Annotated in this window: 12 protein-coding genes; 7 read left to right on the top strand and 5 right to left on the bottom strand. The window is 61.5% G+C overall.

The genetic code is table 11. The features are described 5' to 3' along the window. The first annotated feature begins 63 nt into the window (after positions 1-63). From betC to ASD70_RS23145, 3 genes are all read left to right on the top strand, one after another. Positions 64-1,578, top strand: a complete 1,515-nt coding sequence (gene betC, locus ASD70_RS23155; protein ID WP_056847527.1) for a choline-sulfatase — start codon at positions 64-66, stop codon at positions 1,576-1,578. A gap of 18 nt (positions 1,579-1,596) precedes the next feature. Further along, positions 1,597-2,511 (top strand): choline ABC transporter substrate-binding protein, encoded by a 915-nt coding sequence (gene choX, locus ASD70_RS23150; RefSeq protein WP_046070232.1) that lies wholly within the window; start codon positions 1,597-1,599, stop codon positions 2,509-2,511. A gap of 158 nt (positions 2,512-2,669) precedes the next feature. Next, on the top strand, positions 2,670-4,238 hold the full coding sequence (locus ASD70_RS23145) for a SulP family inorganic anion transporter (protein ID WP_056847526.1): 1,569 nt from the start codon (positions 2,670-2,672) through the stop codon (positions 4,236-4,238). A 114-nt stretch (positions 4,239-4,352) separates the two neighbouring features. Here ASD70_RS23145 and aroE read toward each other — a convergent pair whose 3' ends face one another. Next, positions 4,353-5,171, bottom strand: a complete 819-nt coding sequence (aroE, locus tag ASD70_RS23140; protein WP_046070230.1) for a shikimate dehydrogenase — start codon at positions 5,169-5,171, stop codon at positions 4,353-4,355. Next, complete coding sequence (gene hemF / locus ASD70_RS23135; protein ID WP_056847525.1) at positions 5,171-6,103, bottom strand: oxygen-dependent coproporphyrinogen oxidase; 933 nt, start codon at positions 6,101-6,103, stop codon at positions 5,171-5,173. The genes aroE and hemF overlap by 1 nt, the downstream gene beginning before the upstream one ends. 160 nt (positions 6,104-6,263) lie before the next feature. Between hemF and ASD70_RS23130 the strand changes: the two genes are divergently transcribed. Continuing rightward, a complete protein-coding gene (locus ASD70_RS23130) occupies positions 6,264-7,241 on the top strand; it encodes a quinone oxidoreductase family protein (protein WP_056847524.1) in 978 nt (325 codons plus the stop codon). Between the two features lie 105 nt (positions 7,242-7,346). Here ASD70_RS23130 and ASD70_RS23125 read toward each other — a convergent pair whose 3' ends face one another. The 3 genes from ASD70_RS23125 to ASD70_RS23115 form a co-directional block, all read right to left on the bottom strand. Then, positions 7,347-7,904, bottom strand: a complete 558-nt coding sequence (locus ASD70_RS23125; protein ID WP_043048265.1) for an L-threonylcarbamoyladenylate synthase — start codon at positions 7,902-7,904, stop codon at positions 7,347-7,349. Positions 7,905-7,978: 74 nt separating this feature from the next. Beyond that, positions 7,979-9,082, bottom strand: coding sequence for a DNA-processing protein DprA (gene dprA / locus ASD70_RS23120; RefSeq protein WP_056847523.1), 1,104 nt, complete (start codon positions 9,080-9,082; stop codon positions 7,979-7,981). Positions 9,083-9,145: 63 nt separating this feature from the next. Beyond that, positions 9,146-9,922 carry a hypothetical protein gene (locus ASD70_RS23115; RefSeq protein ID WP_046070227.1) on the bottom strand — a complete coding sequence of 259 codons (777 nt, stop codon included), beginning with the start codon at positions 9,920-9,922 and terminating at the stop codon, positions 9,146-9,148. A gap of 135 nt (positions 9,923-10,057) precedes the next feature. On the opposite strand from ASD70_RS23115, the gene def reads away from it, so the two are divergent. The 3 genes from def to rsmB all read left to right on the top strand — a co-directional run bounded on the left by def (position 10,058) and on the right by rsmB (position 12,894). Next, positions 10,058-10,564, top strand: a complete 507-nt coding sequence (gene def / locus ASD70_RS23110; RefSeq protein WP_046070226.1) for a peptide deformylase — start codon at positions 10,058-10,060, stop codon at positions 10,562-10,564. A gap of 69 nt (positions 10,565-10,633) precedes the next feature. Beyond that, a complete protein-coding gene (gene fmt, locus ASD70_RS23105; protein WP_046070225.1) occupies positions 10,634-11,587 on the top strand; it encodes a methionyl-tRNA formyltransferase in 954 nt (317 codons plus the stop codon). Then, a complete protein-coding gene (gene rsmB / locus ASD70_RS23100; RefSeq protein ID WP_056847522.1) occupies positions 11,584-12,894 on the top strand; it encodes a 16S rRNA (cytosine(967)-C(5))-methyltransferase RsmB in 1,311 nt (436 codons plus the stop codon). Before fmt ends, rsmB begins: the two co-directional genes overlap by 4 nt. Positions 12,895-12,912 lie beyond the last annotated feature (18 nt).

The raw sequence follows: 12,912 nt of genomic DNA, 5'->3' as shown, positions 1-12,912 counted from the left end.
CCCAATATTTCTTGGGCCGCATGATCATTCGCATAAACATCGCCTATGGAATGCCGAGAACCCATGAAGCGCAAGAACATTCTTTTCATCATGGCTGATCAAATGGCCGCGCCAATGCTGCCGTTCTACGGGCCGTCCCCGATCAAGTTGCCCAACCTCAGCCGCCTCGCTGCTCAAGGTGTGGTATTCGACGCCGCTTACTGCAACAGCCCGTTGTGCGCACCGTCGCGCTTCACCCTGGTCAGCGGCCAGTTGCCGAGCAAGATCGGCGCCTACGACAACGCCGCCGATTTCCCCGCCGATGTGCCGACCTATGCCCACTATCTGCGACGCCTCGGCTACCGCACCGCATTGTCGGGCAAGATGCACTTTTGCGGCCCCGACCAATTGCACGGCTACGAAGAACGCCTGACCAGCGACATCTACCCGGCCGACTATGGCTGGGCAGTGAACTGGGATGAACCGGACGTACGCCCCACCTGGTACCACAACATGTCCTCGGTGCTGCAAGCCGGCCCGTGTGTGCGCACCAACCAGCTGGATTTCGACGAAGAGGTGGTGTTCAAGGCCCAGCAGTACCTGTTCGATCATATCCGCGAGGACAGCGACCAGCCGTTCTGCCTGACCGTGTCGATGACCCATCCCCACGACCCCTACACCATTCCCAAGCCGTTCTGGGATCTGTACGAAGACGCCGACATCCCTTTGCCTGCAGCGCCGGCGCAAGGAGATTTGGATCCACACTCCCAGCGTTTACTCAAGGTCTATGACTTGTGGGACAAACCGCTGCCTGTGGACAAGATCCGCGATGCGCGCCGCGCCTACTTCGGGGCGTGCAGCTACATCGACAGCAATGTCGGCAAGCTCTTGCAAACTCTGGAAGACACCGGCCTGGCCGACGACACCCTCATCATCTTCTCCGGCGACCATGGCGATATGCTCGGCGAACGCGGCCTCTGGTACAAAATGCACTGGTTCGAAATGGCTGCCCGCGTACCGCTGCTGATCAGTGCGCCGGGGCAGTTCGCCGCTGGCCGCGTCACTCAGGCCGTGTCCACTGCTGACCTGTTGCCAACCCTGGTAGAACTGGCCGGTGGCGAGCTGGACCCATGCCTGCCACTGGACGGCCGTTCGCTGGTCCCGCACTTGCAGGGGCAGGGCGGGCACGACGAAGTGTTTGGCGAATACATGGCCGAAGGCACTATCAGCCCGTTGATGATGATTCGCCGGGGCGCCTACAAATTCATCTACAGCGAAGACGATCCTTGTCTACTGTTCGATGTGCACAACGACCCGCACGAGCGGGAGGACCTCAGCGAGTCACCGGAACACCGGGCGTTGTTCGAAGCGTTTTTGCGTGAAGCGCGGGCTAAATGGGACATCCCGGCGATCCACCAGCAGGTGCTCGCCAGCCAACGCCGTCGCCGCCTGGTGTTCGAGGCGCTGACCCAAGGCAAGCTGAAGAGCTGGGACCACCAGCCACTGGTGGACGCCAGTCAGCAGTACATGCGCAACCATATCGACCTCGACGACCTGGAGCGCAAGGCACGTTATCCACAACCCTGCCAAAACCAATAAATAGACAGAGGGAAGGCCATGCAAAAGTTGACGGTTGTGCTGGGCATGCTGGCGCTGACCAGCGCCAACGTATACGCGGACGCCAGTTGTGACACGGTAAAGATGGCCGATCCAGGCTGGAGCGACATTGCCGCCACCAACGCCATTACTGGCTTTTTGCTGACGGGCATGGGTTACAAACCCAAGGTAGACACTCTGGCGGTGCCGATTATCTTTGGCGGCCTCAAGGACGGCCAGGTAGATGTATTCCTCGGCAACTGGATGCCGGCGCAACAGGGTTTCTACGACAAGTTCGTGGTCAACGGCGATGTGGTGCAACTGGCGAAGAACCTCGACGGCACCGAGTTCACCCTCGCCGTGCCGGATTACGTATGGGACGCCGGGGTGCATGAGTTTTCCGACCTGAACAAGTTTGCCGACAAGTTCGATAAGAAAATCTACGGCATCGGCTCTGGCGCGCCAGCGAATCTCTCGCTGCAGGAGATCATCAAGAAAAATGACTTTGATCTTGGCCAGTGGAAACTGATCGAATCCAGCGAACAGGCGATGCTCGCCGAAGTCTCGCGGGCGGTGAAGAGACAGCGTTTTGTCACCTTCCTCGGCTGGACGCCGCACCCGATGAACGTGCAGTTGAAAATGCGTTACCTCAAGGGCGGCGAAAAGTACTTTGGCGACACCGGCAGCGTGTATACCTTGACCCGCAAGGGTTACGCACAGGCCTGCCCGAATGTGGGAAAACTGCTCACCAACCTGAGTTTTACCCAGGAGATGGAGAACAGCGTCATGGCTGAGGTCGCCAATAACAAGGTCAGCAATGCCGAGGCAGCCAAGGCGTGGGTCAAGGCCAACCCGGCGGTGTTGGACAAGTGGCTCGACGGCGTGAAAACCCTGGATGGCCAGGATGCGTTGCCCGCGGTAAAAGCTCAACTCTAAGATGCGCCTCGATCCAAATGTGGTAGGGGACTGCCCCCGATGACGGCCTATCAGCTATGAATGTATTGGCTCAAACACCGCTATCGGGAGCAAGCCCCCTCCCACAGGGAGCCGGTGTGTACTGATACTCTAAGCCAAACCTCCTACCCGAGCCTGCGATGCCCCGGCCCAACCGCCATACACTCTTCCCCTTCCTCAGCTGGCTCCCGCGCCAAACCCGCGCCAGCGTCGGCCGGGATGCGATCGTCGGCCTCAGTGGCGCCGTGCTTGCCTTGCCGCAATCGATTGCCTACGCGCTGATCGCCGGCCTGCCGCCGGAATACGGGCTCTATGCCGCGATCATCCCGGTGTTGATCGCCTGCCTGTGGGGCTCGTCCTGGCACCTGATCTGCGGGCCTACGGCGGCCATTTCCATTGTGCTTTACGCCAGCATCAGCCCCCTGGCCGTGCCGGGCTCCCAGGACTACATCACGCTGATCCTGTTACTGACCTTCCTCGCCGGGGTTTTCCAGTGGCTGCTCGGCTTGCTGCGCTTCGGCGCGCTGGTGAATTTTGTCTCCCATTCGGTGGTGCTGGGTTTCACCCTGGGCGCGGCCGTGGTCATCGCCCTGGGGCAGTTGCCCAATCTGATGGGGCTGGATTTGCCGAGCCAGGCCACAGCCATCAATAGCCTGCTGGCGCTGATCGACCATGGGGCAGAGTGGGACCACGCTTCCCTCGCCCTGGGGCTTGGCACTTTACTGGCTGGTGCATTGCTCAAGTATCTGATGCCACGCTGGCCAACGCTGCTGATCGCCCTGACCCTGGGCAGCGTCGCAGCATGGCTGTGGCCGGCAATGTTCGGGCATGTGGCATTGGTCAGTGCGTTTATCGGCAAGCTGCCGCCGTTCAGCCCGTTGCCGATGGACCTGGACCTGATCTTGCGCTTGCTGCCCAGCGCTGTAGCGGTGGGGATGCTGGGGTTGGTGACCAGCCTGTCGATCGCCCGTTCGCTGTCAGCCCGCTCGCAACAGTTGCTCGACGCCAACCAGGAAGTGCGCGCCCAGGGTTTATCCAACATCGTCGGCGGATTTTTCTCCGGCTACCTGTCGGCGGGCTCCTTCACCCGCTCGGGCCTCAGCTACGAGGCGGGCGCCTGCTCGCCGTTGGCGGGGGTGTTTTCGGCACTGTGGGTGGCGTTATTCGCGTTATTTGGCGCGGCGTTGATCGCACATATCCCAATCCCAAGCATGGCGGCGAGCATCCTGCTGATTTGCTGGGGCCTGATAGACCTCCGGGGCATTCGAGCATTATTCCGAGTCAGTCGCGCCGAATTCGTGGTGATGAGCCTGACGTGTGTCGCCACCTTGCTGCTGGAACTGCAAACGGCCATTTATGCCGGGGTGCTGGCGTCGCTGTTTTTCTACCTCAAGCGCACCTCGCAACCACGGGTTCAGCAATGGCGCGACGGTGAGGAGGATGTGTTGCGAGTGGGCGGCTCGATCTTTTTTGGTGCTAGCCATTACCTGCAAGTGCGACTGCAAAGCTTGCAGGGCGAACGGGTGGTGATCGAGGCGCAGCAGATCAACTTTATCGACTATTCCGGGGTGGAGATGCTGCATCAGGAGGCGCGGCGGTTGGCGGGGCAGGGACGCAGCCTGACATTGCGTCGGGCCAGGCCGCAGGTAATCGAGGAGTTAAGAAAATTGGAAGGGGCCAACAGTTGCCCCATCCATTTCGAAGACTGAACACGATCAAAATGTGGGAGGGGGCTTGCCCCCGATAGCGGTGTGTCAGCCAACATATCGGTAGCTGACAGGCAGCAATCGGGGGCAAGCCCCCTCCCATATTTTGTATCTGTATCAGGCCAACTGACGGCGCAGTTCGGCCAGTACCGGCGCAGAATCCGGGCGCACCCCGCGCCACAGGAAGAAAGCTTCGGCCGCCTGCTCCACCAGCATGCCCAAGCCATCCATTACCACCGCTGCGCCGTGTTCCGTGGCCCACCGACAAAACGCGGTGGGTTCTTTGGCGTACATCATGTCGTAGCAGAACGTCTTGCCCGGTTCGACCAGGCTGCCGGCAATCGGCGGTACATCGCCTGCCAGGCTGGCCGAGGTAGCGTTGATGATCACATCCACCGGCTCACGCAACCAGTCGAAACCACTGGCAGACACCGGGCCCAGGTCGTCGAACAGCTCAGCGAGCAGCTCGGCCTTTTCCACGGTGCGGTTGGCAATGATCAACGATGAGGGTTGCTGCGCCAGCAACGGCTCCAGCGCACCGCGCACCGCACCGCCGGCACCCAGCAACAGGATGCGTTTGCCGTGCAGGTTAAGCCCGGCGTTCACCGTCAGGTCGCGCACCAGGCCGGCGCCGTCGGTGTTCTCGCCCAGCAATGTGCCGTCAGCCAATTTGCTCAGGGTGTTCACCGCCCCGGCGCGCTGGGCACGCTCGGTCAAGGTGTTGGCCAGACGGTAGGCTTCTTCCTTGAAGGGTACGGTGACGTTGGCGCCACGGCCCTGTTGGAAAAACTCACGGGCGCAATTGGTGAAATCCTCCAGCGGCGCAAGCAAGGTGCTGTAGTCCAGTTGTTCGCCAGTCTGCTCGGCGAACATACGGTGAATCAGCGGCGATTTGCTGTGGCCGATGGGATTGCCGAACACGACATACCGATCCATCACACCGCCGCCTTGGGCGCGACAACGCCGAGCCAGTCGCGGTCTTGCAAAAAGTAGTCGGTAAGGCGCGCTTCTTCGCTGCCGACCTCGGCTTTCCAGTCATAGCTCCAACGTACCTGGGGAGGCAGCGACATCAGGATCGACTCAGTGCGCCCACCCGATTGCAGGCCAAACAAGGTGCCACGGTCATAGACCAGGTTGAACTCAACGTAGCGGCCGCGGCGGAACTCCTGGAACTGGCGCTGCTGCTCGGTATAGGCCATGGCCTTGCGGCGCTGCACAATCGGCAGGTAAGCGTCGATATAGGCATCGCCGATGGCGCGAATGAAGGCAAAGCAGGTGTCGAAGCCCCACTCGTTCAAGTCATCGAAGAACAGGCCACCGATGCCACGGGGCTCATTGCGATGCTTGATGTGAAAGTAGGTGTCGCACCAGGCTTTGTAGCGCGAATAGACGTCCGGGCCAAACGGCGCACAGGCCTGCTCGGCCACGCGGTGCCAGTGGACGCAATCTTCTTCATTGCCGTAGTACGGGGTGAGGTCAAAGCCGCCACCAAACCACCACACCGGTTCTTCGCCGTCTTTTTCTGCGATGAAAAAGCGCACATTGGCGTGGGAAGTCGGTACATGCGGGTTGTGCGGATGGATCACCAACGACACGCCCAGAGCCTCGAAGCCGCGACCGGCCAGTTCAGGGCGATGGGCGCTGGCCGACGGTGGCAGGCCACTGCCAAACACGTGGGAAAAGTTGACGCCGCCCTTTTCGATCACCGCACCGTTCTCGATCACACGGGTGCGACCGCCGCCGCCGGCAGGCCGGGTCCAGGCGTCTTCGATAAAGCGAGTGTCCGTCTCGAAGGTTTCCAGGGCGCTGCAAATACGATCTTGCAGGTCAAGCAGGTAGGCTTTAACAGCCTCGGTGCGGGTAGTCATGGCATCACCTTGAATCGGGCAAAGCTACGCGAGGCCACTGGGCGTCGGCGGCAAATGGGCGCACAGGATACCACTGCATTCCGTTGCGTCGCAGTTGACGAAGATCAAGCTTAGGAGTGGGATAGGGGGCTACGCGAATGCAACCTCAGGAGAAGTGCAGATGGCCAAACGTATCCAGTTCAGCGCCCATGGCGGCCCCGAAGTTCTCGAATATGTGGACTACACGCCGGCAGAGTCTGGCCCGCAGCAGGTTCGCGTGCGTAACGAGGCGATCGGCCTGAATTTCATCGACACCTATTTCCGCAGTGGCCTCTACGCACCGCCCGCCCTGCCATCGGGCCTGGGCGCGGAAGGCGCCGGGGTGGTGGATGCCGTTGGCAGTGAAGTCACCCAGTTCAAGGTCGGCGACCGCGTTGCCTACGGCAGCGGCCCACTGGGGGCCTACAGCGAGTTGCATGTGCTGCCCGCCGCCAACCTGGTGCACTTGCCGGAGGACATCAGCTTTGAACAGGCCGCCGGCGCCATGCTCAAGGGCCTGACCGTGCAGTACCTGCTGCGCCAGACCTACGAGTTGAAAGGCGGCGAGACTATCCTGTTTCACGCCGCTGCCGGTGGCGTCGGTTCCCTGGCCTGTCAGTGGGCCAAGGCCCTGGGTGTGAAGTTGATTGGTACGGTCAGCTCCCCGGAAAAGGCCGCCCTGGCCAAATCCCTCGGCGCCTGGGAGACCATCGACTACAGCAAGGAAAATGTCGCACAACGCGTGCTGGAATTAACTGACGGCAAGAAGTGCCCAGTGGTGTACGACGGCGTCGGCAAGGACACCTGGCTGACCTCCCTGGACAGCACGGCGCCAAGAGGTTTGGTCGTCAGCTTCGGCAACGCGTCAGGCGCGGTAGATGGCGTGAACCTGGGCATCTTGTCGGCCAAGGGCTCGCTGTACGTGACGCGGCCGACGCTGGCGACCTATGCCAGCAACCCGCAGGCCTTGCAGGCGATGGCCGATGACCTGTTTTCGATGATCAAGAGCGGCAAGGTGCGCATTGATATCAACCAGCGGTTTTCGTTGGCGGATGCAGCCAAGGCGCAGACAGAGTTGTCGGGGCGCCGTACAACCGGCTCAACAATCCTGTTGCCTTAAGCGAGTCATCGCGGGCAAGCCCACTCCCACATTTGATCTGTGTCCGTCATGACAACGCGGTCAACATGTGGGAGGGGGCTTGCCCGCGATGGCCGCACCTCGGTCTTAGGAGGGCCGCACCACATCCCCCGTTACCAGGTCCCGAATCAGGCTCGGGTTCTTGCGCCCACCCAGGGCACCACCCAACACCAGGTCCAGTTGCCCGCGGAAATACTGCTCCACGCGAATCCGCGTGCGCGCCGCCGGACGACCCTGAGGATTGGCCGACGTGGAAATCAGCGGCCCGACCTGTGCGCACAAGTCCCGCACCAACGGGTGGTCCGTGACCCGCAAGGCCACGGTGTCATGCATGCCTGTGACCCATTCCGGCAGCAAGTCCTGATGGGGCACCAGCCAGGTGTTAGGCCCAGGCCAGGTGCTGGCCATGCGTTCGATCCAAGTGTCCGGGAAGTCTTCAAACAGAAAGTCGAACTGACGGATATTGTCCGCCACCAGGATCAGGCCCTTGTCCACTGACCGGTTCTTGATCGCCAGCAGCCGATCCACCGCTTCTTCATTCCACGGGTCGCAGCCCAGGCCCCAGACCGCTTCGGTCGGATAGGCAATCACCGCGCCTGCGCGAATTTCCCGTGCGGCTTCCAGCACACGCCACCTGTTGACCATTGTTTACTCTCCGACTAAAGCTCTGGGCAGTTTACCGATCTTCGTTACAAAACCCAGCTCCAAAGAACTGGCAGCTACAAAAGCTGGCAACGCGCAAGCCAGCGTCCGCTTTCGCAGGTCACCTGGCCTTCCAGCTCCAGTTCCGTAAGGGTTGCCAGCACCTGAGACAACGGCCGGCCGCTGGCAATCGCCAGGGCTTCGCTGCTATGCGGCGCTGCATGCAGCAGCGCCACCAATGGGTGAATAACCGGCAGCGGAGCGGGGCACGACAACGCTTGCCAACCGCGCAAGCCTTCAAGAATGTGTTCGATGGTTTCCACCAGCACTGCGCCATCGCGAATCAGCTGATGACAGCCCTTGGCTCCGGGATGATGGATGGAACCCGGGATCGCATACACCTCACGCCCTTGTTCCGCCGCCAGCCGTGCAGTGATCAGCGAACCGCTCGCCATGCTGGCTTCCACCACCAGGACGCCCAGCGAGAGCCCGCTGATGATCCGATTGCGCCGTGGGAAATTGCCGGCCTGGGGCGGCGCATCCAGCGGAAACTCGGAAACCACCGCGCTGCCCTGGGCAATCATCGCCGCCGCGAGCTTGCTATGGCGCTGTGGATAAAAATTTTCCAGGCCAGTGCCGAGCACGCCGATTGTATGACCGCCCACCTCCAGTGCCGCCTGATGCGCCGCGCCGTCAATGCCCAGTGCGAGACCGCTGGTGATGACAAAACCGGCGCTCGCCAGACTGCGGGAAAACGCAGCGGCCGTGTCCATTCCCGGGCGCGACGCCCGCCGACTACCGACCATGGCCAACTGGGGTTTTTCCAGAATGCCTGGATTGCCCGCGACAAATAACAGCGGCGGCGCGTCATCGATCTGGGCGAGCAGTGCAGGGTAGTCAGGCTGGTCCCACATCAGCAAATGCTGGGCCGGGTGGCCCAGCCACGCCAACGCCTCACTGGCACCATCACGGATTTGCGGGCTACGTCGGGCATCGGCACTGATGGCGGGCAAGCCGAGGGAACGCCAGGCACTGGCGGGGGCACTGATGGCCTTGGAGGCGCTGCCGAAGGCTTCAATCAACGTATGAAAACGCTTGGGGCCCAGTTCCGGCAGCCTGTGCAAGCGTAGTCGGGCTTCCAGCTCTGCCGGAGAAATTTCACTGCTGTTTATCGGATTCATTTGATCATCCTTGACCGGAACAAGCTGTGGATAACTCTGTTGGTAACTTATTTAGCAGGCTATTTATTGCGCTTGTTGAGCTGTCTCAAAACGATCCTGCACTGCCAAGGCGCGTGAAGCGCTGAGCACCAAGGCGTAACTGAGCTTTTCATAGGTGCGAAAGACCTGCAGGGTGCCGGCCCGCTCATCGGGAAGCTGGCTCGGCATGTCGGTAAGGGCGTCTCGCACAGTGGCGCCAGCCTTGATCACCGTGAGCAACTGACCTTCTACCAGGCCATCGCGGCGCCCCTTATTCAGGGTCACGGCATCCAGCACGCCGAACTGAGTGATGCCCCTGGGAATATCAATAATGTGCCCTTCGATGAAGGGTGCTGATTTGGCTGCTTGCAGGTTGGCCAGCTCGACAGGCGGTTCGGCACGGAGCAAACGGTCGCCCGGGCGGATTTCCTGGGTAACCCTCTGCACAGCCAAGGTAGTGAGGTTGTCGGCGAGCAAAAAGCGCGCGGTGCCGATGTCATTGGCGTTGATTCCCAGTAGTTCCTGGGTATCAGGGTCGATGTAAGCCTTGCCCCGACGAAAGATCCCGTAGCTGGGCTGGGCCGGGTCCAAGCTACCGCGAGCATGTATACGCTCGCCGTTGGCGCCCAGCACACGACCGCCTTGTACTGCGACAATGTAAGGTGCGTTATCCAGGTCCTGGGGTGAATCGAGAATACGGTTATGCAGCAGGAAGTGCTGGATGGCCTGTTGCGGCGCCTGGCCCAGGCGCTCGGTGGGCTGCGCAATCAGTGCCGTGGCAAGTGGGGCCCATAGCAGCAAGACGAGTAGCGATTTCCTCATGGGGTCAATCTCCTTTATTATGTGCGTTCGCGTGAAATGTCATGGCCTTCGCGGCTTCCGAGCGTTTCACACCGGCCGTGTGGGTCCATCCCACCGCCGATTGGTCTCTACTTCACATGTGCAGCAATTACGCTTATGGCTATTTTGAACATCCTCGAATTTCCCGACTCGCGCCTGCGCACGATCGCCAAGCCGGTGGCCGTAGTGGACGACAAGGTTCGTCAGTTGGTCGATGACATGTTTGAAACAATGTATGAAGCCCCGGGGATCGGTCTCGCCGCCACCCAGGTCAACGTGCACCTGCGCGTCGTGGTCATGGACCTGTCTGAAGATCGCAGCGAACCCCGGGTATACATCAATCCCGAGTTCGAACCGCTGACCGACGAGATGGGTGAATACCAGGAAGGCTGCCTGTCGGTGCCGGAGTTCTACGAGAACGTCGAACGCCCGCTGCGCGTGAAGATCAAGGCCTTGGACCGTGATGGCAAGCCGTTCGAAATGGTTGCCGAAGGCCTGTTGGCGGTATGCATCCAGCATGAATGCGACCACCTCAACGGCAAGCTGTTTGTCGATTATCTGTCCACGCTCAAGCGTGACCGGATCAAGAAGAAGCTGGAAAAAAAGCATCGCCAGCAAGCTTGATACCCTTCTTCCAAAGGCTTGCTGCGGCAAGCCTTTTTCTTTTGTGACTGCTTTTAACCGAGAACGCCCATGACCGAGCCATTGCGCATTGTTTTTGCCGGCACCCCTGAATTCGCCGCCGAACACCTCAAGGCGCTGCTTGCCAGCCCTTATGACATCGTCGCGGTGTACACCCAGCCGGATCGCCCGGCCGGTCGCGGGCAAAAACTGATGCCGAGCCCGGTCAAGCAATTGGCACTGGAGCACAATATCCCGGTGCTGCAGCCACCGACCCTGCGTAATGCCGAGGCCCAGGCCGAAATGGCTGCGCTGAAGCCGGACTTGCTGGTGGTGGTGGCCTACGGCTTGATCCTGCCCCAGGCGGTGCTGGATATCCCGCGCCTGGGTTGCATTAATAGCCATGCGTCGCTGCTGCCTCGCTGGCGCGGTGCGGCGCCTATCCAGCGCGCCGTTGAAGCGGGCGACGGGGAAAGCGGTGTGACCGTGATGCGCATGGAGGCGGGTTTGGACACCGGCCCGATGCTGCTCAAGGTCACCACGCCCATCACCGCCCAAGACACCGGCGGCAGCCTGCATGACCGCCTGGCTGAGTTGGGGCCGTCCGCCGTGATCCAGGCCATCGCCGGCCTCGCGTCGGGCACCCTGGAAGGCGAAGTACAGGACGACAGCCTGGCCACCTACGCCCACAAGCTGAACAAGGACGAAGCGCGCATCGACTGGAGCCGCCCCGCCGTGGAGTTAGAGCGCCTGGTGCGTGCGTTCAACCCGTGGCCGATCTGCCACAGCAGCCTCAACGGCGAAGCCTTGAAAGTACTCGCCGCATCCTTGGCCGACGGCAAAGGCACTCCCGGCGAAATCATCGGCGCCAGCAAAGATGGCCTGCTGGTGGCGTGTGGTGAACAGGCGCTGTGCCTGACTCGCCTGCAATTGCCCGGCGGCAAAGCGCTGAACTTCAGCGATTTGTTCAACAGTCGTCGTGAGAAATTTGCCCTGGGCACCATCCTTGGGGTGGCCGCTCAATGAACCCGCGTCTGGCCGCCGCCAAGGCTCTCGCTGCTGTCCTCAACGGCAAGGCTTCGCTGAACAGCTCATTGCCGACGCAACTGGACAAAGTCGAAGACCGCGACCGCGGCTTCACCCAGGACCTGGCCTTTGGCACCGCCCGTTGGCAGCCTCGGTTGTCTGCGCTGGCGGCCAAGCTGCTGCAAAAGCCGTTCAAAGCGGCAGACGCTGATGTCGAGGCGCTGTTGCTGGTGGGCCTTTATCAATTGCTCTACACCCGGGTACCAGCCCACGCAGCCATCGGTGAAACCGTCGGGTGCGCCGACAAACTTAAAAAGCCCTGGGCCAAGGCCCTGCTCAATGCCGTGTTGCGCCGCGCCCAGCGTGAAAGCGAAGCACTGCTGGCCGAGCTGGAACATGATCCGGTGGTGCGCACCGCCCACCCGCGCTGGCTGCAAAAGTCCCTTAAAGCCTTCTGGCCCGAGCAATGGGAGGCTATCTGCGCGGCCAACAACGCGCACCCGCCGATGATCCTGCGGGTCAACCGTCGCCACCACAGCCGTGACGTGTACCTGCAATTACTCGCCGACGCGGCCATCAACGCCACCCCGTGCGTGTACAGCACGGACGGCATCGTGCTGGAAGCCGCCGCCGATGTGCGCAGCCTGCCGGGCTTTGCCGAAGGCTGGATCAGTGTGCAGGACGAGGCCGCGCAATTGGCCGCCGACTTGCTCGACTTGGCGCCCGGCCAGCGTGTACTCGACGCCTGTTGTGCACCGGGCGGTAAGACGTGCCACATCCTTGAAGTCGAAAAAGATCTGGCCGATGTAGTGGCCGTGGATCTTGAAGCCAAGCGCCTTGTACGCGTACGGGAAAACCTCGCACGCCTGGGCTTGAGCGCCGAACTGATTGCCGCCGACGGCCGCGAAACCGCCACTTGGTGGGACGGCAAGCCGTTCCAGCGCATCCTGCTGGACGCACCGTGCTCTGCCACCGGGGTCATACGCCGGCACCCGGACATCAAGCTGACCCGCCAGCCCGACGACATCGCCGCCCTGGCCGTGCTGCAAGGCGAACTGCTCGACGCACTGTGGCCTACCCTGGAAGTCGGTGGCATCCTGCTTTACGCCACCTGCTCCACCTTGCCCACCGAGAATACCGAGGTCATCCAGGCCTTCCTCGCCCGCACCAGCGGCGCGCGTGAGCTTGACCTCGCGACTACCGCAGGCATCAAGCAGCCCCACGGCCGCCAACTGCTCGCGCAGGAAGGCGGGCACGATGGTTTCTACTACGCCAAACTGATCAAGATCGCCGCCGCGCGCGGCTGAATGGTTTTAAGGGAGTGA

Origin of the sequence: Pseudomonas sp. Root569 (genome assembly GCF_001427465.1) — a bacterium.
Taxonomy (GTDB): Bacteria; Pseudomonadota; Gammaproteobacteria; order Pseudomonadales; family Pseudomonadaceae; genus Aquipseudomonas; species Aquipseudomonas synxantha.
The sequence above is the reverse complement of the archived record's forward strand: the minus strand, read 5'-3'. Positions and strand labels throughout refer to the sequence as shown.